Source organism: Microbulbifer weihaiensis, from assembly GCF_048323715.1.
GTDB lineage: Bacteria > Pseudomonadota > Gammaproteobacteria > Pseudomonadales > Cellvibrionaceae > Microbulbifer.
Genome location: NZ_JBLWFL010000012.1, coordinates 98,362 through 123,167, shown reverse-complemented (window position 1 = coordinate 123,167; position 24,806 = coordinate 98,362). Strand labels below are relative to the sequence as shown.

The 24,806-nt window shown below is 57.1% G+C and carries 19 protein-coding genes; 7 read left to right on the top strand and 12 right to left on the bottom strand.

What is annotated here, in order from left to right:
• From ACNKU7_RS13640 to ACNKU7_RS13630, 3 genes are all read right to left on the bottom strand, one after another.
• On the bottom strand, positions 1 to 660 hold the full coding sequence (locus ACNKU7_RS13640) for an Lcl C-terminal domain-containing protein (RefSeq protein ID WP_418297540.1): 660 nt from the start codon (positions 658 to 660) through the stop codon (positions 1 to 3).
• Entirely contained in the window at positions 660 to 2,237 is a 1,578-nt protein-coding gene (locus tag ACNKU7_RS13635) for an ethylbenzene dehydrogenase-related protein (RefSeq protein WP_418297539.1), read from the bottom strand. The genes ACNKU7_RS13640 and ACNKU7_RS13635 overlap by 1 nt, the downstream gene beginning before the upstream one ends.
• Positions 2,238 to 2,604: 367 nt before the next feature.
• Entirely contained in the window at positions 2,605 to 4,995 is a 2,391-nt protein-coding gene (locus tag ACNKU7_RS13630) for a zinc-dependent metalloprotease (RefSeq protein ID WP_418297538.1), read from the bottom strand.
• A gap of 318 nt (positions 4,996 to 5,313) precedes the next feature.
• On the opposite strand from ACNKU7_RS13630, the gene ACNKU7_RS13625 reads away from it, so the two are divergent.
• Both ACNKU7_RS13625 and ACNKU7_RS13620 read left to right on the top strand, forming a co-directional pair.
• Positions 5,314 to 6,132 carry a sulfite exporter TauE/SafE family protein gene (locus ACNKU7_RS13625; protein WP_418297537.1) on the top strand — a complete coding sequence of 273 codons (819 nt, stop codon included), beginning with the start codon at positions 5,314 to 5,316 and terminating at the stop codon, positions 6,130 to 6,132.
• A gap of 54 nt (positions 6,133 to 6,186) precedes the next feature.
• Entirely contained in the window at positions 6,187 to 7,332 is a 1,146-nt protein-coding gene (locus ACNKU7_RS13620) for a pyridoxal phosphate-dependent aminotransferase (protein WP_418297536.1), read from the top strand.
• Between the two features lie 140 nt (positions 7,333 to 7,472).
• Here the strand turns inward: ACNKU7_RS13620 and ACNKU7_RS13615 are convergent, their stop codons facing one another.
• Positions 7,473 to 10,064: a TonB-dependent receptor plug domain-containing protein gene (locus tag ACNKU7_RS13615; RefSeq protein WP_418297535.1), complete on the bottom strand. Its 2,592-nt coding sequence runs from the start codon at positions 10,062 to 10,064 to the stop codon at positions 7,473 to 7,475.
• A gap of 276 nt (positions 10,065 to 10,340) precedes the next feature.
• Between ACNKU7_RS13615 and ACNKU7_RS13610 the strand changes: the two genes are divergently transcribed.
• Positions 10,341 to 11,174 (top strand): DUF2884 family protein, encoded by an 834-nt coding sequence (locus ACNKU7_RS13610; RefSeq protein WP_418297534.1) that lies wholly within the window; start codon positions 10,341 to 10,343, stop codon positions 11,172 to 11,174.
• Between the two features lie 123 nt (positions 11,175 to 11,297).
• Here ACNKU7_RS13610 and ACNKU7_RS13605 read toward each other — a convergent pair whose 3' ends face one another.
• Together ACNKU7_RS13605 and ACNKU7_RS13600 are read right to left on the bottom strand one after the other, a co-directional pair.
• A complete protein-coding gene (locus ACNKU7_RS13605) occupies positions 11,298 to 11,816 on the bottom strand; it encodes a peroxiredoxin (protein ID WP_418297533.1) in 519 nt (172 codons plus the stop codon).
• Between the two features lie 78 nt (positions 11,817 to 11,894).
• Positions 11,895 to 14,195 (bottom strand): Ig-like domain-containing protein, encoded by a 2,301-nt coding sequence (locus tag ACNKU7_RS13600; protein WP_418297532.1) that lies wholly within the window; start codon positions 14,193 to 14,195, stop codon positions 11,895 to 11,897.
• Positions 14,196 to 14,594: 399 nt separating this feature from the next.
• On the opposite strand from ACNKU7_RS13600, the gene ACNKU7_RS13595 reads away from it, so the two are divergent.
• Positions 14,595 to 15,905, top strand: coding sequence for a hypothetical protein (locus ACNKU7_RS13595; RefSeq protein ID WP_418297531.1), 1,311 nt, complete (start codon positions 14,595 to 14,597; stop codon positions 15,903 to 15,905).
• Between the two features lie 21 nt (positions 15,906 to 15,926).
• Here ACNKU7_RS13595 and ACNKU7_RS13590 read toward each other — a convergent pair whose 3' ends face one another.
• From ACNKU7_RS13590 to ACNKU7_RS13580, 3 genes are all read right to left on the bottom strand, one after another.
• On the bottom strand, positions 15,927 to 16,361 hold the full coding sequence (locus ACNKU7_RS13590; RefSeq protein WP_418297530.1) for a VOC family protein: 435 nt from the start codon (positions 16,359 to 16,361) through the stop codon (positions 15,927 to 15,929).
• Between the two features lie 253 nt (positions 16,362 to 16,614).
• Positions 16,615 to 16,761 (bottom strand): hypothetical protein, encoded by a 147-nt coding sequence (locus tag ACNKU7_RS13585; RefSeq protein ID WP_418297529.1) that lies wholly within the window; start codon positions 16,759 to 16,761, stop codon positions 16,615 to 16,617.
• Positions 16,762 to 16,823: 62 nt separating this feature from the next.
• On the bottom strand, positions 16,824 to 17,156 hold the full coding sequence (locus ACNKU7_RS13580) for a hypothetical protein (RefSeq protein ID WP_418297528.1): 333 nt from the start codon (positions 17,154 to 17,156) through the stop codon (positions 16,824 to 16,826).
• Positions 17,157 to 17,253: 97 nt separating this feature from the next.
• Between ACNKU7_RS13580 and ACNKU7_RS13575 the strand changes: the two genes are divergently transcribed.
• Positions 17,254 to 18,270, top strand: a complete 1,017-nt coding sequence (locus tag ACNKU7_RS13575; RefSeq protein WP_418297527.1) for a hypothetical protein — start codon at positions 17,254 to 17,256, stop codon at positions 18,268 to 18,270.
• A 106-nt stretch (positions 18,271 to 18,376) separates the two neighbouring features.
• Here the strand turns inward: ACNKU7_RS13575 and ACNKU7_RS13570 are convergent, their stop codons facing one another.
• From ACNKU7_RS13570 to tkt, 3 genes are all read right to left on the bottom strand, one after another.
• Positions 18,377 to 18,856: a DTW domain-containing protein gene (locus ACNKU7_RS13570; RefSeq protein ID WP_418297526.1), complete on the bottom strand. Its 480-nt coding sequence runs from the start codon at positions 18,854 to 18,856 to the stop codon at positions 18,377 to 18,379.
• A 42-nt stretch (positions 18,857 to 18,898) separates the two neighbouring features.
• On the bottom strand, positions 18,899 to 19,921 hold the full coding sequence (gene gap, locus ACNKU7_RS13565) for a type I glyceraldehyde-3-phosphate dehydrogenase (protein ID WP_418297525.1): 1,023 nt from the start codon (positions 19,919 to 19,921) through the stop codon (positions 18,899 to 18,901).
• Positions 19,922 to 20,146: 225 nt separating this feature from the next.
• Positions 20,147 to 22,147, bottom strand: coding sequence for a transketolase (gene tkt / locus ACNKU7_RS13560; RefSeq protein ID WP_418297524.1), 2,001 nt, complete (start codon positions 22,145 to 22,147; stop codon positions 20,147 to 20,149).
• Positions 22,148 to 22,460: 313 nt separating this feature from the next.
• Here tkt and ACNKU7_RS13555 point away from each other — a divergent pair, with 313 nt between their 5' ends.
• On the top strand, positions 22,461 to 23,429 hold the full coding sequence (locus tag ACNKU7_RS13555; RefSeq protein ID WP_418297523.1) for a metalloregulator ArsR/SmtB family transcription factor: 969 nt from the start codon (positions 22,461 to 22,463) through the stop codon (positions 23,427 to 23,429).
• A 154-nt stretch (positions 23,430 to 23,583) separates the two neighbouring features.
• Positions 23,584 to 24,804 carry a methionine adenosyltransferase gene (gene metK, locus ACNKU7_RS13550; RefSeq protein WP_418297522.1) on the top strand — a complete coding sequence of 407 codons (1,221 nt, stop codon included), beginning with the start codon at positions 23,584 to 23,586 and terminating at the stop codon, positions 24,802 to 24,804.
• The last annotated feature ends 2 nt before the right edge of the window (positions 24,805 to 24,806 follow it).

Genomic DNA, 24,806 nt, shown 5'->3' with positions numbered 1-24,806 from the left:
TTATTCTCCATCGTTTTTAAATAATGAAGCCGTACTGCCCGGTTCCTCGACTTCGGTTACTAATCGCAAAAATGCCGCATTGCGAAAAGGCAGGGTTCTCTGTCGGCCATCACCAAAATTCACCGCTACTGCGCCCTCTTTCAGGTGTTCAAACACACCACTTAGCCGCCGTCCGCTTGTGCTGCTCCAGTAGTCCCCGGAACGGGTGTGCGGAAAAAAATGTTTGTCAATTTGCGTGTAGCCCGGTGGCACGCTGGTATCCACCAGGCTCATCAGTTCATCCGGGGTGGGGAGCCGCCAGTCGCGGCGGCCGCACAGCCCCGCTTCATTGACACGCCGGATCAGATCCCAGGTGTCGCAGCGTTGCGGCTCGAAAAAACAATCGCCTCCGTTCTCCACACCACGCTCTCCATCGAACCAGGAATAAGTCCAGTCACCGTCGTGCAGATATTCCGCATCCGTTTTCACTTCCCACAACAGCCCGTTGCGCCGATCCAGCACGCAGGACCAGGGACCGGACCAGATCGGCACCGGTGTTCCTTCCGCCGAAATTTTCATTAACGGGAAATCCGCTTTCGGCAGGGGTTCAACCCGAGCAAAGTTGCAATAGGCTGCAATCCCCAAAACGATGGCGAGGAAAATGACCGCTCTGCGTAGCATCAGGGCCTCTCCAACTGCAGCTTGATGGGCCGGCTGTGACGGGTATGTGCGACCTGGGCGTGGTCAAATGCGGCCACCCACAGGCAGACGCCATCGCGAATGGCTACGTCCAGCGGTGAGCCGGTATCCAGCGTGCGCGCTAACTCCAGCGACCAGTAGCCATCGCGCCAGCGTCCGGCGGCGCGCACATCGGCCCTGTCGCCTTCAAAACGATTGGAGCGGTAAATCACTGAGGGAATCACACTGCCTACGGGCAAGTTGTCCTCAGCTTCGCGGTAAGCGGACAGGTCGAACCAGGTACCTAGCAGCGGGTCGGAGGCCACGGGCAAGGTCTGCTCGGCCTCCCGCGGGATGCGTTTGGGCGTGACGCCGTCTGGCTTGAACCAACGCCAGTTCATCACGTAACTGCCAGACTCCTTGCCATCCTGCATGTACCCTGCGGTATAGCGGCGACTGCCGGGGCGCTCGGCATAGGGCGGACCTATGTGGTTGTCGTCGGCAAGCCGCATGCCGTTGGTGCGCACCGCCTTCCAGTGCCACAGGTCGTGAATGGCGTTGTCACTACTGTAGTGATATCCCTTGCCGTGGAAATTCGCCGGCCTGTCTGCTACTGGCCTGGGGCCGAGATGGGATGTGCCAGCGGCTCCCAAGCTGCAGGAGTTGGAAAGCAGCAGGGCAAACTTGTCTTCGTAATAGCGGGTTTCGTCGTCGCGCTCAAAGCCCTGGTAAACAACCTTCCAGCCCTCCTCGGTTTTTTCGATGGGCAGGTGCAGCAGACTCTCGGTGGGATCCTGCCAGCGGACATGCAGGTAAACGTCGCGGCCGTTGTGCACTGCCCTGATCTGCACCTGGCTGCTGCCGCTTGCGAAATTTGCGCCCGAAAATGTATCCACCGTCAGTGCCTTGGCGTTTTGCCAGACGACCTCATCCGCCAGACCGTCCACATGGACGATCTGCTCAATCGGAATAGAGGCCACTTCCAACCTTGAATCCGTATTCTCGTAGACCAGTGCGAGCAGCAGGAGACAACACCCCGCAACTGCCGCAGTGGCCATGACGGGCAAGCCGGAAAATTGTGCGCCTGGCAAAATGCGGTGCAAGGCGGCCACACCAAACTGAACGAGGTAAAAAACCCCGTGCAACAAAATAAATCCCAGCCCCACCAGCGCGAGAAGAAAATGCGCGGCCACCAGTGTCGAAACGTCAGCGGCAGCGAAGAACAACGCCCCCCCGGATGCCAGGGATAGCAATAAGCCCAGACATCCCAGCCACAGCACCACACGGTGATATCGGGCGAGCCTACCGTGCACCTGCCGGTTGTTGTCGCGACAGAACACGTAATAGACGCTGCCACACAGTGCCAGGGCGGATAGCAGAGAACCGCTGACAAAGTGCCATGAATGCACCCGCCCCTGGGGAAGAATGGGCGACAGGAACTCGAGTACCGGGTAACTCAGGATGGCAATCCGCAAACCGCTGAAGAGACTCAGCAGCAGGAGAATCATCGCGGCCAGGTGCAGCCACGAAAAAAGGCTGCGCTTCCAGCGGCTGCCGGCTTTGGATTCAGAATGAGACATAGTCGAAATTATTTTTTTGCTGTTGAATCATGGACACCGCCACGTGGCTTGCGAACCGGGTGAATAATCAGCCCACAAACCGCCAGCCAATGAGCGAATCTAGATCTATTAATATCTACCTGTGCCCGGCTTCACACGAGAGGAGTAAAAGGAACGACATACCGCTTTATTCAGCTGGTTCTTTTTACGCGAAGAATGTTTAAGTTTTCTAACCGAAGTTGATACGGCCGTACCCAGCAACAAAAAATAAAGGTTTACCGCTGTAGCAAGTGGACGGGGCTTACGCAGGAAGAACACAGCAGAGAATTAAAAAAGCCGCACAGTTTCCTGCGCGGCTTTTTCTGTTTTTGAATCGATCGGTGTGCGATCAGATTGGCGACCCCGGCGGCAATGGCTTGAGGTCTTCCGGCTTGACCTGCAACCTGCCGTCGCGGAAGGCGGCGATACGATTTGCCTCGTAGAAGTAGTGAGCGTTGTATCCCTGGGGATCGTCACCGAACAGCTTCATGCTGCCGACAGCATGCTGGATTTTTGCCAGTTCGAAATGTGCGCGGGCACGGGCGGATTCCACCGCGCTCTGGTTACTGGCCAGCAACATCAGGTGGTGGATATACACATGGTTTACCCGCTGGTGAATAGCCGCCTCCAGCCCTGAGTACGGCTCGCTGTTGAGTGCCTGATCCGTTAACGCCGCCAGCAGGCTGCCAAAGCCGGGGCCCTCACCGCGTCGCGCGTGCTGCTCCTGCAGACGCGCTGCACGCTGAGGCTCCAGCAGGATGGAATAGGTATGCCCCGCCGCGGCTTCCGCCATGGCAATGCCGTCAAAGGCAACCCCCGTGTAGGCCGGGAAGCTCTCCCCGGTGCGCTCGTAGCCAAAGGCTTTGGGCGGCAGGAGTTTGAGCACGCGTTCGGGCAGGGCCAGAAAGTCCGGCTGCAGGGTCGCCATCAGCGCATCGATTGCCGCCTGCTGCCGTTCCGGCGAAACCATCGCATAGCTTTCCGGCGCCGCATCGTTATACAGGTAGTCGTAATCCAGCCCCCCGATCAACTTGCCAACCGCCTCGGCCTGGTAACGATGCCCGTAGTACACAGGTACCAGTGTTTCGTCGAGTGCGGATCGCGGGGCGTCCGGATGATTGGCGGCGGGGCTGAAGCCATTCAGTGCATAGCGGCGGAGCTCGCTCATCCGCGCGAATTCCTCTAGCACATCACCGCCGTTATCCCACAGGTGGGAACCTGCATGAGCGTTGTTGATCGTGCGCGAATCCTGATCCGTAATGAAACGCAGGTTTTGCGTGTCGGCTTCATCGAGCACTGCGGTGAGGTAGGCGGGCTCATCAGCGTCCGCTATACCATAACCGTAACGCACCGCGAGCTTGTCCCAGGCACCGATACCGGTGGCATAGGCCTGTTCCAGTGCCAGCTCGTTGTCACGCAGGCTTACCAGCGGGGCGGGGTAATCCATTACCGAGGCGCGGTCGCCGGTACTGGCAATAAAGTTGTGCGCCAGTCCCAATGTGTGGCCGACTTCATGCGCAGACAACTGGCGAATCCGCGCGAGTGCCATTGCCTTCAGCTGCTCGGTATCGGCATTCTCCATACCGTACGGCTGCAACAGCCCCTGCGCAATCAGGTAGTCCTGACGAACGCGCAGGGAGCCCAGGGTGACATTGCCCTTGAGGATTTCGCCGCTGCGGGGATCAAAGATCGAGTAGCCATAGGACCAGCCCCGAGTCGAGCGGTGTACCCAGTTGATCACGTTGTAGCGCACATCCAGCGGATCGGCATCCTCCGGCAACAGTTTTACCTGGAAGGCATTTTTGAACCCTGCGGCCTCGAAGGCCTGATCCCACCAACTCGCGCCCTCCACCAGTGCGCTGCGCACCGGCTCTGGCACGCCGGGATCCACATAATAAATAATCGGCTCTACCGGCTCATCGCTGCCAGGTTTCTTTTGCAGGCGATGACGGAAAATCAGCCGCTGGTCCAGGGGCTCATCGATCGCCGTTGCATAGTCCCGATAGACCAGCGGGAAGTAGCCGCTGTTGCTGTGGAACCTGCGGGGCTGGTAGCCGCCATCTGGCAGCTCCACCAGGGAAATATGCTGGCGCAGGGTCACCAGGCCGGGAGTCGGAACCACCTCCTGCATATAGTTGCCCGGCTCACTGCCGGCAAAGGTCAGTTGCGCCTCGAATTCGCTGTTTTTCGGAAAGCTCTTGGTGCGCGGCAAGTAGATCGCCGATTTACTTCCGTCCAGGGTGTACGCACCCTGCTTGGTTTCCTTGAGGCGCTGGGCAATACCGTGCTGGTCGCTGAGCAGGAACGGCGTGAAATCCACAAGTACATGGCCATCCTGCTCCGCCATTGCCTCAAAGCCCCACAACACCGATGAGGCAAAGGCTTCTGCCACGGCTCTGCGCTCCGCCGGGTTCTCGGAAACCGCGCGGTATTTCAGGTTCGCCTGATGCAGCAATACCTTGTTGCCGACACGCTCGAAGCGGACCACCCGGCTGTCGCCGGCCTGGTTGCGGTCGAGCCCCACGGGGTTGGAGCCCAGCCCCTGGGCCAGCCCGGTGAGCAACAGGAGTTCCCGGTCAAACTCTTCGATTTCCAGCAGCACACGCCCTTTGGCCCCGTCCCAATAGAAATCGAAGTACCCCTCATGCCGATCCATTCCCGCGGTCGCACCGCTGATGGTTTCCGCCTGTGCCGACACGCCAATGATCAGCAGTGCGGCGAGAACAAGCCGTCTTAACATGGTTCCCTCGAACGTGATTTTTATGGTTTATGAAATATTTTGCGTCATTGCGCACAAAAGATTAACACCTGACAGGATTCAGTACACCTCCATAGACAATTTTGACCGTATCCTCGCAATCCCCCTCCAGCCACAGTGTGAAATTCTGCTTGAGTGGCAATTTGTACGCGTGATCAAGCGCACATCAGTCCCATTCCGCTCGACACACTGAAGCCTCCACCCGTCGCTTGACGAGCCGCGCCCCAAGCATTGGCACACTTAATGCTTTTCCCTTGTTGTTCGGCAGCATTTCTTGCAAAAGCGAGTTAAGGGGAAAAGATGAGTCTCGAGGAAATTTCACTGTTTATCCTGCTGCTGTGCGCAGCCGGTTTGATCGCCGGCATCACTGCGGGCTTATTTGGCAATGGCGGCGGTTTTGTTGTGGTGCCGGCACTGCTGGCCGTGTTTCCATTTTTACACAGTGCATCGGACGAAATGATGCGTGTCGCTGTGGGCACCTCACTCGCGTCAATCGTCATCTCCTCGGCGCGCGCGGTACAGGCGCACAACCGCAGGGGCGCGGTGGATTTTGCCGTGCTCAGGGACTGGTCAATCTGGATTGTGCTCGGTGTCTTTGGCGGACTGGTTATCGCTTCTTATACCGACAGCAAAAGCCTGATTCATGTCTTTGCCGGTGGCGTATTACTGTATTCCATCTACTTTCTGTTCCCACATCTGTTTGACGGCCTCAAAGGGAAATTGCAGATGCCCACAGGACTCGCACGCGCTGGCCTCGCCAGCTTCCTTGGCGGGTTTTCATCACTACTGGGCATTGGCGGCGGCACCATCACGGTAATGACCATGGTGCTGTGTAATCGCCCTGCGCACCAGGCAGTGGCAACCGCGTCGGGGATTGGTTTCCTTATCGGCCTCCCCGGCGCCATCGGTTTTCTGGTTATGGGGCTCGGCGCACCAGATCTGCCCATAGGCTCAATCGGCTATATCAATATTCCGGCGCTTGTAGCCATTTCCGTGTTTTCAATTATTTCGGCTCCAATTGGTGCACGCTGGGCACACAGCCTCGATGAAATGCACCTTAAACGCCTGTTCGGCCTCTACCTGATTGCCGTATCCATCACCATGTTCGCAAAGGCATAAACCGGTGATCGACACTCTCGAATTTATTACCGACACAACCAGGAGATCACAATAATGCATAAATCACTGAGTAGAAGGTTGTTCTTGCAGGGCACTACCGCGGCACTGTCCACCGCCGCTATTGGCGGCATGTCTGCTGCTTCGGCAAAAGAAATTTCTCGCCCGGCCCCACTTTACGGACCACCCCCCGGCATAGCCAAACTCAACGCCAATGAAAACCCCTATGGCCCGAGTCCCAAGGCGCTGAAAGCGATGATGGAGGCGAGCCAGAAAGGCGCCTACTACGTATATGACAGCGTCGCGCGCCTGAAAGCCATGATTGCCGAGCGCCATGGCCTCACGCCGGATCATGTGACTCTGGGCTCCGGCTCCAGCGCCGGCCTCGCCGCCGCCGCGATTGTGGCGGCACAATCGGGAAATATTCTCGGCCCGGATCTTTTCTGGGACACCACTTCCCGCGTCGTCGAAGTTCAGAATATTGGCGAAATCAAGCGCCTGCCCAAACTGGACTCCCTCGCGATCGATCTCGACGCCATGTACAACGCCATCGATGACACCATTTCCATGGTGCAGGTGACCAACCCGAACAACCCGACCGGCATGCTGATCGATCCGGTTGCGATGCGAAATTTCTGCATCAAGGCATCGAAGAAGTGCACCGTCCTGGCTGACGAGGCCTATAACGAACTGACCGACGACAGCGATGCCAATACGGTTATCCCGTTAATCAAGGATGGCCACGACATCATCGTTGCGCGCACCTTTTCAAAAATCTATGGCCTTGCCGGCATGCGCGTCGGCTACCTGATTGCGCAGCCGGAAAAAATACAGGAAATGGAGCGTTATGGTTTGGGGTGGTACGGACTCAACCAGGCAGGCCTGGCCGCTGCCATTGCCAGCTACGAAGATCACCAGTTCATGGATTACTGCCGCAGCAAGGTAAAAGAAGCGCGCGAGATGGTGTATGCCGCCATCAAGGAAAATGGACTGAGCGCACTGCCTTCTGTGACCAATTTTATTTTCGTAAACCTGGGTGACCTTAACGCGGAAACATTCCGCACCGAGATGGAAAAGGAAGGCGTATTGATTCGCGGCATCTACCGCGACTACACCAACTGGTCCCGGGTCAGCATGGGCCATCTCGAAGACGTGCAGAAATACACTTCAGCCATACCGAAAGTCTTGCTGCGCATGTCCTGATTTTTCTCCACTGCAATATCTGCAGTCGCTCTAGCCCTGGCCAGCTCTGCTGGCCTTTTTTTATTTTGCAATTCAGCACAAATAACCAAAAAAATCCCCGCAGAGCGGGGATCAAGATGTATAGAAGACTATCGTGTCGGTTAAAAATTGTGATTCAGGCTCATATAGTAGAAAGCACCCTGCCAGTCGACCACAGTATCTGACGGGTAGCGGGCACCACAGCAGTAGTCCCCAAGCATGTCTTCTTCCGGATATTCATCGAAGATGTTGCGGCCGCCGAGGCTGACATTGGTGGACTCCGTCAGGTGGTACTTACCTTCGAGATCAACCTGAACCACCGAGCCGTAATTCTGGATCGCACCGGATTGATAGTTCTCGGAACTGCCATACCAGTTGGCGCGCGCCATCAAGGCAAGCGAACCGACATCGTGCCTGGCAGTCACGGCACCGCGAAGTTTCGGGTCAAAATGCTCAAAGTCGTACTGGTCTTCCTCGTTCAGGTATTCGCTGGGATCGGAAGTGAACTCAGATCGGTTGTAGTTGATGGAGGCCGTTATGTTGGTAACACTGTCGGCCGTCCACTCCAGCGGGTAAGTGGCGACGACATCGACGCCCTCGGTACGCGTATCGAAAGCATTGGTAAAGTAGAACACCCCACCAATCGATTCAGCCCCAACCACACCGGCATCCACCAGTGCCAGGTAATTGGCATAAGCTGCGGGATCCGAGTCATTGGACGAGACATCCAGCGTGGAAATCGCATAGGTGCGGTCGTCCACATCAATCCGGTAAAAATCCACCGTCAGGTTGAGTTTGTCGAAGTCAGCGGTAAAACCGAAGGTAAAGTTGGTGGAGGTTTCCGGTTTCAGCGCCTCGGCACCGAGCGCCTGGGCGACGCTACTGCTGGCAGGGAACAGGCCAGTCGCTACCGGAAAGCCGTTGGGCAGGCGCGTGGAAACGTTGGTGGTGCCCTGCTGCCCCGGGGTCGGCGCTCGGAAACCGGTACCGATGGAGGATCGCAGGCCGATGGTTTCCGTCAGGTCGTACTGTACCGCAAGCTTGCCGACAAGCTCTGAATCAAAGTCCGAATAGTCCTCAAAGCGCGCTGCCGCCTGCACAAACAACCGGTCGGTGAGGTCTGTGCTCAGATCGCCGTAGATTGCATAGGAGTCACGGGAATAGCTGCCGCTGTACTCGGGCGAGTACCCGGGGAACCCGTTCGAGCCGACACCTACCGCGGTGTATACAGGGTCATTTGCGTCCGCGCAATCGAGTGTCGACCCGGCATCGATCACCGCCTGCCCCGCAGCGGTGGCGACCGCACCATCACAGAAGCCCCACGGATCCTGGGTGGCATAGGGCCCTGCCGCGTAGGAATCTGGGTCTCCGCCGCTCAGCTCGTAAGTTTCATCCATGTAGCTCAGACCAAAGGCTGCAACCACCGGACTGGTGAGGCCCAGCATCAGCTCCTGGGAAAAATCCGCCTGCAGCTGGACTTCCTCGTTTGCCAACGTACCGGGCCTGAATGAGGTGGGGCTTTCGGGACCCATTGACGGGTTGATGGTGTTTTTCAGTGTGTAGGCAACTTCCGAGAGGCCATAGCGGGCGCTGATGTCGTAGGTCATTCCGGAGGACATCTCGCCCTTCAGGCCAGACACCAGGGAGTAGTCGGTAACTTCGCCAAAGAAACGCGGGGTAAAGCCACCGGGGAATTTTTCCAGCGGGCTGTAGATGGAACCGTCTTCTTCACGGAGATCCATAATGGTGCCGTTATTCGGGTAGCGGTAATAGAAGCTGCCGTCGGCTTCGCTTTCCGAGTAGTTACCGAATGCGTAGAGTTCCTTGCCATCGCCCAAGTCATAGCCCGCATTGAAAAACAGGCGCGCCGCCTCCGCATTCGGTTGCCCCCACGGCTGCACCACATCGCTCTCCAGTGAGGCATTTTTGGCTGCGGCCATAAAGTCCGGGTCTTCGGTATAAACGGCGTAGTCTTCATAGTCATCCCCCACGCCATACAGGGGGTTATTCTGATCCAGACAGAACCAGTCGCCGCAATACTGTTCTGCGCGGTTGGTAAAGTCTGATTTCGAGACCTCGCCGGAAATGCTCAGGAAGCCGTTGCTGCCCAGGGGCAGGCCAACATTACCCGCGGCTGTAGTCTGGAAACCGTCACCCTCGCTGTATTCGCCGGCATTGACGGTGAAGGAACCACCCTCGGCATTGTCTTTCAGGATGAAGTTGATCACCCCTGCGATCGCATCGGACCCGTACTGCGCCGCAGCCCCATCACGCAGCACTTCCACAGACTTGAGCGCTGTGCTCGGAATGGTGGCAATGTCCGGCCCCTGGGTACCAGATCCGCCGATCTCGACTAGAGAGGCGCGATGGCGGCGCTTGGAATTTACCAGTACCAGCGTCTTGTCCGTAGGCATTCCCCTGAGCTGAGCCGGGCGAATAAAGGTGCCACCGTCGCTGATGGGCTGGCGCGAGACGTTGTAGGAAGGCACCAGCGTCTTTAACACGTCGTTGGTGTCGGTATGGGCTACGGACTCCAGCGCCTCACTGCCAAATACGTCCACCGGAACCGGAGAGTCCGATACCGATCGCGGCTTGCCCCGCATCCCCGTGACCGCGACCTCTTCTATTTCATCAGCCATTACCGGCGTGACCGGCACCAGTGCCGAACTGGCGATTACGGCCATGACCGCACAACTCAGAGACTTCCGTTTCATAGGTTACCCTCTCTTTGGACTATTGCTTTATGCGTTATTTTTTTCAGGCAAAAGCATCCCGTGCGGCGCACCACTATGGGTTGCCGGTAAGTTTTAAGTGCGCGGTTGCGATTGCTTTTAGTGCAGAGAAACTGCGACTGCCGTTAACGGTGATGGAGCAATAAGCGTGCCAGCTGGGGAATACCGCCAGCGAACTTTTTTTTCTGAGCAGTGCATCCAATCCCTGCCCGGGATGTGTCATAGCTACAACTGAAACAATAAAGCGCTGGAAGCCCTATGCATTACCGAACGCTCATCGCCACTACCCTGCTGGCCTGCTCCCCCGTCCTGGTATCCGCCGCAGACCAGGTAACCCTGCACGCTAATAATGAGTTTCATTGCTCCGTGAACCTGAACCACAAGGCGCGCATCAGCCCAACACTGCTCGAGCTGGCCAGTGCCGACGAAAAGGAGACCCTGCGCTACAGCCTCGAAACACCGGACCAATTGGCGATCAATAGCGAGACCTTTGCCCTCACACCTAAGCAACAGGCATTAATGGTTCGCTACCAGGCCGGGCTACACCAATCCGCACGGGATATTCACGCGATTACCATTGATGCGATTGATATTGCCATCGAGGGGCTGGGCATAGCGCTGGCGACACTGGCGGGAGAGGATCACCCCGATACACTGGAATTCTGGGAAGCGGCAAGTGCGTTGCGCAAGCAGACCGAGCGCCGCCTGCTGAGTGCTGAAGACACCTACGTGATCGGCAACGACTGGGATGGCCATACCGGTCTTGAGATTGAAAAGGCGGTCAACGAGCTGGTGGAAAATGAGCTTGGCCCCAGAATTGAAAAGCTCGCCACCGCATCCGCGGGCACCATCGCCTGGCACGCATTAAAGGCGGTATTTACCGGCGGCCGCAGTATCGAGCGCGACGCTGAGGACGCTGCGGAGAAAGTGGAGGAACGCGTGGAGAAGCGCGCAGAGAAGCTGGAAATGTACGCAGACAAACTCTGTCAGAACCTGGTGGCGCTGGACATGACAGAAACAGAGTTGCAGCAAAGTATTCCACAGGCCAGGAACTGGGATTTCATCGAACTGGGAAAGACAGACAAAGATTGACCCCCCAATGCTCGGCCGCAACTGCGGCCTTTTTTTATTTCCCGAAAGTCTTATCCCCGCGTCACAAAAAAGGGCCGCTGATGCGACCCTTTTTCACCGAAACTCAAACCCCAAAAACAAGCTTCAGGACTTTTTATCCACGCCCAGCTCACCCAGGGTGCGCGCCATATCTTCGGCGCTGGTGGCTGGCTTGATATCGCGATCAATCTTCAGGACATTGCCATCTTTGCCGATATAGATGGTCACCCGCTTCGCCATGTTCAGCACCGGCATTTTGACATCGTAAGCTTCCGCGACCTCGCCAGAGGGATCACTCAGGAGTGGGAAGTCTGCCTTCTGCTCTTCCGCAAACTTCGTATTGTCTTCTACGTCGTCCGTGCTGGCCATGAAGTAGGCAACGTCGTAGGCGCGAATGAGATGACCATTCTCCGCCAGGGACTTGCATTCAATGGTACAGCCTTTGGTAAACGCCTTGGGATACCAGGCAACCACTACCGCCTGTTTGCCCTTGAACTCCGACAGCGTATAGGTCTTGCCATCGGAAGCCTGAAGCGAAAACTCAGGTGCAGGATCTCCCACCTCCAGAGCCAACGCCGGTAAAGCCATTAGCCAGGCCGAGAAGAATGCCAGAATAGTTCTCATGTTTCCCATCTCCCAAAATGAAAAAAACCATTGCCACTTAGTGGCAATGGTTTTCAAGGTTACACCTTTGAGGGGTAATTAACCATTTCCAGGGGTCTGCAGCGTTGGGTATGCCACTACCCGTGCTTGCGCTGGCGTGGCAGCACGGTTTACTTCGGGATTAGCCCAATCGCGATAGACGTTTATGCGCGGAGGGAATACCAACCCTTCATACTGCTGGAAGGACTCACGCTCCAGAACGATGATCTCGCCTTCTGACGCCTGCAGGCCCAACCACTCGCGGTTGCGACATGCTGCAGTTGGACAGCGGGTTACCGTCAGCCTGTTGTTAGCGACGTTCCATGTGCCAGGCAGACGGGTGTCCATCACTTCTGAAGTATTGCCGTCACCGTCTTCGTCGCCCAGGTCGAAATAGAACTGTACGTTGTTGGAAGTGCCATCCCCATTGAGTTCCCAGCCAAAGCCGGAGCCCTCAACGTACTGGAATTCGCCGCCCTTCCAGAAATCAGCGATCCAGCCGTTGACGAAAGTTGCCCAATGGCGCCCTTCCGCGGTCACCAGGACTTCTGGCGTCAACACTGCACTTTCATCCTGCCAGGTACCAAAGTTGTAACTAAACGCAATCAGCTCGCCTTCGCTATTGAAGGTGCGCAGGGAAAATGCGCTCAGCTCGCCCGCCTCATCAATTTTTTGCGCGGCCAGGACAGTGCCATCATCGAAGGTTACCTGCACTTCGTTGTCCACCAACTGCCAGGTAAAGGCGCGCTCAGACAGGTGCGCTGTACCTGTGCCACCGTCGACAAATTCCAGCAGGTCACCGGCGTAGCTGGTGGCTGCCTGGGGGCCATTGTAGGTAGAAACCTGATACTCGTAGTAGCTGTCAACCGCCCAGCTGTCTTCCAGGTCAGCGGCGACAATCGGCAGCGCCTTGGACGCGGCCGCGTCGCGCAGCAATTGCTGGCCGCTGCTGGTTGCATCCACCTGATCCGGAACAGTAAGGCCCGTGCCGGCTGTATCGAACGTGAGATCGTAGGTGCTCTCGTAAGAAACGGTATCGATAATGGCACCGTCTACCAAGCGCGTAAACGTGATCCCCTTGTCGCTGCGGGTAGCGCCAATCTGGCCTGATGCGGTCGCTTCCGCCCACTGGATTGCCAGCTCTTCACCCAGCAATTCTGCCGACGCCGCGTAGTAACCGTAAGACTCCAGCGGCGCATCGTAGGTCACCACAATCGAACCATCAGTGATGGCCCATTTGAAACTCTGTGCGCCCTGTTCGTTGGCCAGGCTTCCGGTGCCGTCCGCATTGAACTGGTAACGGTCGCCACCACGGGACAGGAAGCCCGGTGCCGCAGGGAAAGTACCGTAGTAAACGCGGGCGAGCTTCTCGGCGGTATAGCCTTGGACGAGGGCCGGATCTTTCACAATCTGATCCATGGCCTGGGTCAGAGCGTTATCGTCCGGATTTTCGCTGGTCACTTCGGCAACAAAAGTGTTGTAAGCCTCGGTGTTTTGCACAAGATCGACAACACTTTCCATGCCTTCCGGCAGGCTGTAGTCCGGGTTATCCAGAATGACCTTGATGACCGCGGCAATTTCAAGCAGCGCATCGGCATCGATGGATTTTTCGGCTTCCGCCATCGCTTCGTCAGAAGCGATTTCCTCACCACCATTGGCATCAACCGCGAGCACGTAACGGGCAGTTGTTACATTGGTCACGTTGGCTTCAGTTTCGCCCTCGCCGCCCAGGACTCGGTCTTCACCGGCGGACTCGATCAACGTGCCGATTTCACCCAGCAGGCTCACCAGTTCAATGCCCTTGCCTTCACTACCGTCGCCGCCGGTTGCGCTGACCTTAACGTAGCTGTCGAGATCCAGGGTGGAAATTTCCAGGGTGTAGTTGCCATCGGCATCGGCGACAGCCTGGAATTCGCGGCCACCCAGAGTGACGGTTACGATAGCGCCCGGAATAGGTTCATCAACAACCTGACCAGACAGTGATACCTGCTGATACGCATTGAACGTAACGGTGCCGGATACATCATCGGTACCGTCTGTCAGGGTAACACTCACGGTTTCGCTGCCGGCAAAGTCATCTGCCGGGTCGTAGGACAGCGTGAGTCCACTGGCTGTCAGTGCGCCATTTGCGACAGTGCCGAGCGCCTTGATCGACAGCACATCGCCATCTGCATCACTGGCGTGCGCGGCCAGATCCGCCTGAATTGCCCCACCATTCAGCGCGTCGACGCTGAAGGAATCAAAAACCGGTGCCGCATTTTGTGGAAGCGTGTCGACGCCGCCATCATTATTGCTGCCACTACCGCCCCCACAGCCAGTGACAACGGCCGCTAACGCGACGCTCAATAATCTGAGTTTCATTAAGTCCCCAATTCGAACGAATTATTTATTTTGCGGATAAAAAATATGCAGCCCAATGAGAACTGCATCACAAAATGAATGGTACACAAGTCCCACTTTATCCGGCCAGAGCTTTAAGGCTACTTTTTAGATTTTTTTATGGCTTTTGTCCTCAATGACACCGGAGACGTGAAACTTGATTACAAGGCATGCACTTTGTACAAGGTATATACGGCAAGAATGTCGCTGCACGCTGGAACTGTTCGATTTTTAACCGTAGAATCGGCGGCTTTATGCGGTACCAGGGACAAGCAAGGAAAAGGCACCGAAAATAGGCACGAAGGATTGAGGCGCAGGACTCCGAATAACCAGATGGGCTTGCCTGAAAGCCCACCAAGATGTGACCTCAACTCAAATAATATGCAACGTCCTTTAGCCAGACTGTTATCCGCCCTGTTTCTATCAACCCTGCTCGCCGCTTGTGGCGGTGGAGGCGCAGCAGGTGAAGCGCAGCAAGCGCCAGTGGAAGCACCGAACCCATCCGGATCCGTTCCAACCACACCGGGCTCCTCCGCAGGTACGGGCCAGGCCTCCCCTGACACAGAGTCCGGTATAAATACCATCCAGGTCTCGCCAGGTGACTACGCAGACATAGCCAACTGCCCACCATTTGTCGGTAGCGAAAACGCCGAGTACAAGTTGCTGTTTATCAACCTGGATTCAGCCCCGTACTTCGACGACATTGTCGATGACGCCATCACCAATCAATTCCAGGTACTCCCACCCTATTCTGACTACTTCTCCCGATTCGCGTTTTACAAAATGCCGCTGAGCGACAGTGCCGCGCTGGGTTGTGAAAAGTCCGACAGCACCAACGCTGCCGCCTTCAGTTGTGACGACGAAAAGATTCATCAGGCCATTCAGCAGCACTGCGCGGTGGATGACATCGAGGGAATCATCAAGGTGGTGATCGCCGGTGCCGAATTTGGCGCGTCCGGTGGTGAGGTGATCTACTTCGGCAGTGATGCCAGCTGGACTGATCGGGATACGGCGCTGTATTACACAAAAAACCTGGTGATCCACGAAGTGAGCCACAACTTCGGGCTGGCAGACCTGTATGACGGGGGCACCAATAAAGACGGTTCCGCGGTCACCGGCTGGCCCAGCAGCCTGTCCCGGCAGTGGCACAACCTTGATGGCCCGGGCTGTGACAAGTGGTGTGCCAGCGCCAAGCCCGCGTCCGAATATATCCTATCGGCCAATTCTGCGTGCCATACCTTCAGCGACCGGCAGAGCTGTGTCGACTTCAACCGCGCGCAGGATGGCGAGTGCAAGACCGATGACGGCGGCAGCTACGCATGCTGTGCCTGGTCCGAAGACACCGTGGACGATTATTTCGGCTCGCAGTGCACCCCGGCCTGGGGTACAGAGGATATCGGGCTGGATTGTCTCGACGGCGCCGGCTGCTATTACGGCGGCGCCTACGGCAATAACTCGTGGCGCCCGGTCAAGTCCCCCGCCGACAGCATCATGTACAGCGCATGGCAGGCGGCAGAATTTGACAGCGTATCCCGGCGCGAGCTCGCAGAGGCCATCCGCTGTTGTGGGACTGCCGACGACAGCACCGCTAGCTGCGAAATGTTTCGTCAGGAGTATTCGACCTTCCTGCGCGAGCACCAGCCATTCAAAAACCGGGTTGGTTCCTGTGGTGTAAAGCCCCCGGCCGAATAGATGAGCGGGGTCGCCACCGGCTCAGGTGGCGAACAGCTCCTGCTCGATATTCCTGAACCCTTTGAATTCCAGCGCATTGCCACTGGGATCCATAAAGAACATGGTGCCCTGCTCTCCGGGCTGGCCCGCGAAGCGGATGTAGGGTTCGATCACGAAACTGTCCACGAACGTCCGCGCGCGTTCGGCAAACGCCCGCCACTGATCAAATTCCATGACCACACCAAAATGGGGAACAGGCACACCGTGACCATCAACCGCGTTGGCGATCGCCGGCACTTTGCCATCCGGGCCGATAGCCGGATTAAGGTGAGTTACTACCTGGTGGCCGAAAAAGTTCCAGTCGATCCAGTGATCCGAACTGCGCCCTTCGGCGAGTCCCATTTTGTTGCCGTAAAAGTCCCGTGCCTCGGCGATATCGCGCACCTGAACAGCGAGATGGAAGGGGGTGAGTTGCATTGGATACTCCCGATTGTTGCCTGCCCGCGGAAGTATGCGAGCTGACGGTCGGGGATGCCAGTGAAGGCAGGCGAACACCGGCAACCACCTGCCGACACAGTCAGGGACAGAGGCCGGTGCGGCCCCCGATGTCATGGCTCAGGCCACCACTCAGGCTGGTAACGCAGAAGCTGACAGACAAGTTCCCACTAGCGGGCGCTGTGCTGGTAACCGTCGCAGTGCCATTGCCACCGGTGAGGCCAGTAGCACCCAACTAGAAGATGGTGCCGCTGAAATTACCGGTAACGGATACACCTGCAATACCTCGCCCAAGATTATCCAGCACTGTCACCGTCGCAGAGGCATATTTCTGCCCCCGGCCCGCGGACACCGTACCGGTAACGACACTGGAGTCATACATACTTGTGGCGCCATCGCTCACTGTCACTGCGAAGTTCGTCTGGCCACTTGCCCCCCTTATTCCTAGTGATTTATATAAATTGCCAGCCAGCATTGAACGCACATTAATGCAATATACGAAAAAACGCTGATATGATTGACTTCGGAAAGCAAACACGAACCAAATATAAAAATGAATAAATATATCCTCGCTTTAATTGCTAGCCTCACCATTAGCGCATGTGGCGGCGGCTCCGGCGGAGAAAGTAACCAAGAGACCGCGCCTCCGGCAACTTCCAGCTCCAGCTCCAGTTCCAGTTCCAGCTCCAGCTCCAGCTCCAGCTCCAGTTCCAGCTCCAGCTCCAGCTCCAGCTCCAGCTCCAGCTCTAGCTCTGGTTCCAGCTCTGGATCAGACAATGCGGGACGCAGCTACATCCCCCCGGGGAGTTACGCCACCATTGAAGGTTGCTCCCCTTTCGAAGGAGCGGAGTCAGCAGAAATCAAAGTAATGTTCGTGAATCTAGGTAACACGCCTCAATTCGATGATTTCGTCAATGACGCGATTGAAAACCAGATCAAAACCCTTTCCCCAACCCGAGATTACTTTTCCAATTTTTCGTTCTATCGACTCGACTTGGACGATGACGAGTCTTTTGAATGCAGAGGGACAGGAGGCTCCCTCAGCGGTTCGGGATTCACATGTAATGAAGACCAAATCCACGATGCGATCATGCAGCAGTGCAATGTAAGTGACATTTATGGAATCATTAAAATAGTGGTCACCGAATCAATTTATGGTGGCTCGGGAGGAGAAATAATATTTATCGGAGAGGGCCCTCAATTTAGTGAGAGCCAGCAATTAGACGCCTGGCGAAATACTGCCATCCACGAATTAGGTCACAATGTAGGACTCGCCGACCTGTATGGTGGCGGGATAAGGTTTAATGGTGATCCTGTCACCGGATGGCCTAGCACCCTCTCTAGAGAGTGGTATAACCTGGATGGCCCCGGCTGCGGAAAATGGTGCAACTCTTATAAGCCCGTATCTGAATACACCCAAAGCACAACCGCCGCCTGCCATCGCTTGACCACCAAAGAGGAATGCATCACCTTCAATCGCCTCGAAGATGGCGATTGCAAAGCAGACAACACTGAAAGCTTTTATGAGTGTTGCTCATGGTCGGATGACTCTATCGACGATTATTTTGAATCGCGATGTACCCCCGCGTGGGGAATGGAAAATATAGGGCACGACTGCCTAGATGGCACGGGCTGCTACTATGGTGGCGCATATGGCAACAACTCTTGGCGACCGGCCTATTCATGGAGTGACAGTATCATGTACGGGCCGCAACAATCTGATAGCTTTGACGGCGCCTCAGAGAGAGCTTTCAAGGAAGTATTGCGCTGTTGCGCCACTTCTGATGATGCAATAGAAAATTGCGCTGATTTTAGAAAAGAATTTTCTGATTTTCTGGAAGATTTCCAGCCGTTTAAACGCAGGGTCGGATCCTGCGGGGTTTCACAATAATTTCTAGACCTCGTTGAGTACCGCGGCTATCAGCATTCATGTGGTAGATCTACCTAGTTGGATGCTGATACCCCGAAATTTAAGCATCAATTAATTCTTTAAATACTTATTTTTTATTGAAAGCAAGGAAAAGACGCTCAACCTCATCGGCATATTCCTGCCTCCCTTTTTTTCGAAGAACTTCAATTATACATTCTGCCGTACACAGACCACTTTCCTTTTGATTTCTCCGCAAACGAAAGCGCGATTTCTGTTGAGGTCTCAATCTCACCCGAGGAACAGTTCTCAGGTAGGAACTGCGGTTGTACATCTTGCGCGCCTCCTGCCAAGTGGCGTCAAGCAGGATAAATTGTTCACAATCCGCGATTTCAACCTCGTAGCCTTCAACCTCAGTTACCGGGTATAGCAGACCACAGTTTTCGTTTGCGATCTCTGACAATAGCTCCTGATTCGGGGCGGTTCGGTTCCAGACAACCCGCCGGACAATATCGCAATCTCCTCCTGCAACGCCAATCGCAAGCGAACCGGTATTGCTAGGACGGTCGAGTTCACGCTCGTGAGTCAGCAGAATAATTTTCACGCCCATACTACGCCGCCAAGAGATTGAAAATAGTCGATTGGTACCACCTTAAATAGTCAGGTGCCTGGCAATATCGAGCATCCGGTTGGCAAAGCCCCACTCGTTATCGAACCAGATCAGTACCTTCACCAGCTTGCCGCCCGCGACCCTTGTCTGGCTGGCATCGACGATACCGGAGCGCGGATCGTGGTTGTAATCACAGGAGGCGAGGGGCTCTTCGGTGTAGCCGAGCACACCGGCGAACTGGTTCGCGGCGGCGGCTTTCAATACTGAATTGACTTCCGCCTGGGTCACTGTTTTGTGCAACTGCACCGACAGGTCGATCGCGGAGACATTGACCGTGGGTACGCGCATAGCCTGGGCTTCGAATTTGCCGGCCATGTCGGGCAGGATTCGCTCGATTCCGCGCGCGAGGCCCGTGTCCACCGGGATGATGGAATTCATCGCCGAACGGGTCTTGCGCAGGTCGGTATGGTGATAGGCGTCGTTTACCGGCTGGTCGTTCATGGCCGAATGTATGGTGGTGATCACACCGGCATCGATACCGAAGGCTTTTTCCAGCGCGGCGATGACGGGCACGCTGCAGTTGGTGGTGCAGGAGGCGGCGGAGATGATGGTCTCATCGCCCGTCAGCGCAGTGTCATTGACGCCGTAGACGATGGTGGCATCCACATCGCGGCTCGCGGGCTGGGAGAAGATGACTTTTTTGGCGCCCGCCTTGAGATGCAGCTCTGCCCTTTCCCGCTCACTGAAGCTGCCGGTGCACTCGAGCACGATGTCGACAGCGGTGCTGTGCCAGTCGAGATCTTCCAGTTTGCGGTGATGGGTGACGGCAATGGTGTCGCCATTGATGTGCAGGCAATCGTCGTGCACGGAAACGTCGCCGTGGAAGCGGCCGTGGACGGTATCGTATTTGGTGAGGTGCGCGATGGTGGCGCAGTCGGCCAGTTCGTTGATGGCAACGATCTGCAACTGGTCACGCTGCCTGGATTCGTAGAGAGCACGAAGGACGCTGCGGCCGATACGGCCGTAGCCATTGATGGCGATTTTTATTGGCGGTTGGTTACGCATGTATTCCTCGGGCTGTTTCCACCGCCCTCAGAACCGTTTTATTCCAGCGCGGTGGCGTCCGAGCACTGGGGGCAGATTTTCAGGACCGGGCTAGGCGCCCCCCAGCGAATACATCCCTGTGCGCTTCGTCGGCAACGTCCCTGTTGCCGACGATCCTGAAAATCTGCCCCCAGTGCTCGGCCTGCAATTCTGATTATTGAGCGTCGTCAGTAACCAGAGTGCTGATTACTTCAGCAGGCCTTCAACCGCTTCCGCAACTTTCTCGGCAGTGATGCCAAACTCTTTCATCAGGTCGCCTGCCGGAGCGGATTCCCCGAAGGTTTCCATACCGACAATGGCACCGTCGAAGCCGACAAACTTATACCAGTAATCCTTGTGTGCGGCTTCTACCGCAACGCGGGCGCGCACGGAGGAAGGCAGTACGGATTCGCGGTAGTCGGCGCTCTGGGCAGAGAAGGCTTCGGCGCAGGGCATGGAAACCACGCGCACCTTGCGGCCACTCAGCTGCTCGGCGGCGGCAACCGCCAGCTCAACTTCAGAACCGGTGGCGATGATGATGGCTTCCGGCGTGCCGTCGCAGTCGCGCAGGATATAGCCACCCTTCTCGATCGCGGCCAGCTGCTCGTCGGTACGCGCCTGCGGGGCGAGACCCTGGCGACTGAAGATCAGCGCGCTGGGGCCGTCGTTGCGGGATACCGCCATTTTCCAGCTCACCGCGGATTCGGTGGCGTCACAGGGGCGCCAGGTGTGCAGGTTCGGGGTGGCGCGCAGTGCGGTCAGCTGCTCAACCGGCTGGTGGGTCGGGCCGTCTTCGCCCAGGCCAATGGAGTCATGGGTGTACACGAACACCACACGCTGCTTCATCAGCGCAGCCATGCGCACGGCGTTGCGGGCGTACTCCATGAACATCAGGAAGGTGGCACCGTAAGGCACGAAGCCACCGTGCAGGGCGATGCCGTTCATGATGGCGCTCATGCCGAATTCACGCACGCCGTAGTAGACGTAATTACCAGAGGCGTCATCCGCGGACACGCCTTTGGAACCGGACCAGATGGTGAGGTTGGAACCGGCGAGGTCGGCGGAACCGCCGAGGAATTCCGGCAGCAGCGGGCCGTAGGCATTCAGCGCGTTCTGGCTCGCTTTACGGGAGGCGATTTTCTCGGCGTCGGCCTGGCACTGTCTGATGTACTCGTCGGCTTTCTGCAGGAAGTCCGCCGGCAACTCACCCTTCATGCGGCGCTCGAACTCGGCGGCCAGCTCCGGGTGGGTTTCCTTATAGTCTTCGAAGATGTCATTCCACTCATCTTCCTGGGCTTCGCCCTTGCCGCGCGCGTCCCAGGCGTTGTACAGCTCGTCCGGAATCTCGAATGGCGCGTGTTTCCAGCCCAGGGTCTCGCGTACCAGGGCGATTTCCTCGGCGCCCAGCGGGGCGCCGTGACACTCTTCACGGCCCTGTTTGTTCGGGGAACCGAAACCGATCACGGTCTTGCAGCAGATCAGTGTGGGCTTGGCGGTTTCCGCGCGGGCTTCTTCGATCGCAGCCTTGATCGCCTGCGGGTCATGGCCATCCACACCGGCGATCACATGCCAGCCGTAGGATTCAAAGCGCTTGGGCGTGTCATCGGTGAACCAGCCTTCCACTTCACCGTCGATGGAAATGCCATTGTCGTCGTAGAACGCGATCAGCTTGCCCAGGCCCAGGGTGCCGGCAAGAGAGCAGGCCTCGTGGGAGATGCCTTCCATCAGGCAGCCATCACCCAGGAAGCAGTAGGTGTGGTGATCCACCAGTTCGTAACCTTCGCGGTTGAACTGCGCTGCCATAACTTTTTCCGCCAGCGCCATACCCACGGCGTTGGTGATGCCCTGACCCAGCGGGCCAGTGGTGGTTTCGACACCCGGCGCGTAGCCGTACTCGGGGTGGCCCGGGGTCTTGGAGTGCAGCTGGCGGAAGTTCTGCAGCTCGTGGATCGACAGGTCGTAACCGGAGAGGTGCAGCAGTGAATACAGCAGCATGGAACCGTGGCCATTGGAGAGCACAAAACGGTCGCGATCGGCCCACTCGGGGTTGGCCGGGTTGTGCTTCAGGTAGTCGTTCCACAGCACTTCGGCAATATCGGCCATACCCATGGGCGCACCGGGGTGGCCGCTGTTGGCTTTCTGGACAGCATCCATGGACAGGGCGCGGATGGCATTGGCCTTTTCTGTGCGAGACGGAGTAGAAGACATAGGGAATTCTCGGTTTGGGGATCTTCGGTTCATCAGATGCGCTGCGGGCCCGGCTCTGACGGCCAGCTTGCCGCTGTCTCCATTTGCCGTATCCGGTTCGACCCGACGGCAAAACGGGGGCGTATTTTCCCGTAATCCTCCCGTCGGCGCAAAGGCTCTCAGCCCAATTACCGGTTGGTGACAGCAACATTTTCCTAACAAAGCACAATCTGGCCAATCATACAGGCGATGCTTACAACTGCATCAAAAAAACTTTATACAACTAAATCAAAAAACTTTGATGTAGCCTGCGGACGCTGCTAGACTCCCCGCCATGCTTGACTCCAGTAACGCCCTTCCGGGCCAGCCGTCGCCCAGCGACGACCAGATTCCGCAATTGGCGGCGACTCTCAAGGCCGCTGGCGACCCTCTTCGCCTGGAAATTCTGCGCTTGCTCGCCCAGGACTCCTACAGCGTGCTGGAGCTGTGCCGCATCTTCGATTTGCGCCAGCCTGCGCTGTCCCACCACCTGAAGGTGCTGGCACAGGCGGGACTCGTCAGCAAACGCCGCGAGGGCAACAACCTGTTCTATCGCCGCACTGCGGGCAGCGAGCTGCTTCAGCAGCTGTTTGCCGGCCTAGATCAACTGCCGCTGACCGAAACCCGCGCGGAGAATGTGGCGCTGATTGCCGCTGAGCGCGCTGAGGCGTCGCGGCGGTTCTTTGCCGACTATGGCAACCGCTTCCGCGAACAGCAGGAACTGATCGCCAGTTATAGCGTGTACGGCCCCCAGGTAGCACAACTGCTGAAACCGGGGCGTCATGCTCTGGAGGTGGGCCCGGGCGAAGGCGAGTTCCTCGAAGAGCTGGCAAACCGGTTTGGCACAGTCACCGCACTGGATCTGTCGAAGACCATGCTGGAGCGCGCGCAGGAATTTGCCGATGAGAAAGGCCTGCAGAATATCGAGTTTGTCTGTGATGACACCCGCGCGGCCGCGGCGCGCCCGGAGAGTGCGGACTGCATTGTGGTGAACATGGTGCTGCACCACACACCCGAGCCGGCACAGATTCTTCACGACCTGCAAAAAACGTTGAAAGTGGGCGGGCAGCTCCTGGTCACGGAGCTGCACGATCACACCCAGGATTGGGCCCGGGACGCCTGTGGCGATTTGTGGCTCGGTTTCGCCCCCCAGCAATTGGTTGAGTGGGCCGCTGATGCCGGGCTGCAGAAGGGACGCAGTGTGCACAGTGCGCTTCGCAACGGGTTTCAGATTCAAATTCAGGAATTTGTGAAACCTATTTGAGCTTCATCACTTTTTGTCAGGGGCTCGGCATGGAGCCCCTGCCGCCACCAGACCTAGATCAGTGCTTCGACCAAGAAAGGCAGGGCACACGAAGTTTTATACCCGCCAGCAGCGGAATAAATGGAGCGCCGAGAGCGCAAAGGAGAAACTCACAATGAGTGAATACAGCATCTTTACCTCGGAATCTGTATCCGAAGGCCATCCGGACAAAATCGCCGACCAGATTTCCGATGCAGTACTGGACGCACTGCTGGCGCGCGACAAGAACGCCCGCGTTGCGTGCGAAACCCTGGTGAAAACCGGTATCGCCATCATCGCCGGTGAAATTTCCACCTCCGCCTGGGTCGACCTCGAAGACCTGGTGCGCAAGGTGATCACCGATATCGGTTACACCTCCTCCGACGTTGGCTACGACGGCGAGACCTGCGGCGTACTGAACGTGATCGGCAAGCAGTCCGTAGACATTGCCCAGGGCGTAGACCGCGTAAAACCGGAAGACCAGGGTGCCGGCGACCAGGGGCTGATGTTCGGTTACGCCACGGACGAAACCCCGACCTTCATGCCCTCCCCGATTTACTACGCCCACCGCCTGGTAGAGCGCCAGGCGGAAGCGCGCAAATCCGGCCTGCTGCCGTGGTTGCGTCCGGATGCCAAAAGCCAGGTCACCTTCCGCTATGACGAGAACGGCAAGCCCTGCGCGATCGACGCCGTGGTCCTGTCCACCCAGCACAACCCGGAAGTCAGCCAGGAAGACCTGCGCGAAGCGGTAATGGAACTGATCGTGCACCACGTGCTGCCCGCCGAATTGCTGCATGAGAACACCAAGTTCCACATCAATCCCACCGGCAAGTTTGTAATCGGCGGCCCCGTGGGCGACTGTGGCCTCACCGGCCGCAAGATCATCGTCGACACCTACGGCGGCTCTGCGCGTCACGGCGGCGGCGCTTTCTCCGGCAAGGATCCGTCCAAGGTGGATCGCTCTGCGGCCTACGCCGGCCGTTACGTGGCGAAAAATATTGTCGCCGCCGGTCTCGCCAAGCGCTGTGAAATCCAGGTGTCCTACGCCATCGGTGTGGCCGAGCCGACTTCCGTGTCCATCAACACCTTCGGCACCGGCAAGGTCAGCGACGAAAAACTGATTGAACTGATCCGCGAAAACTTCGACCTGCGCCCCTATGCCATTTCCAAGACACTGGATCTGCTGCACCCCATGTACCAGCTGACCGCTGCCTACGGCCACTTCGGCCGCGAGCCGTTCGAGCACACTTACAAGTGGGTCGACAGCAACGGCCACGAGCAGACCGAAACCTTTACCGCCTTCCCGTGGGAAAAAACCGACAAGGCGGAAACCCTGCGCGCACAGGCAGGCATTTGATT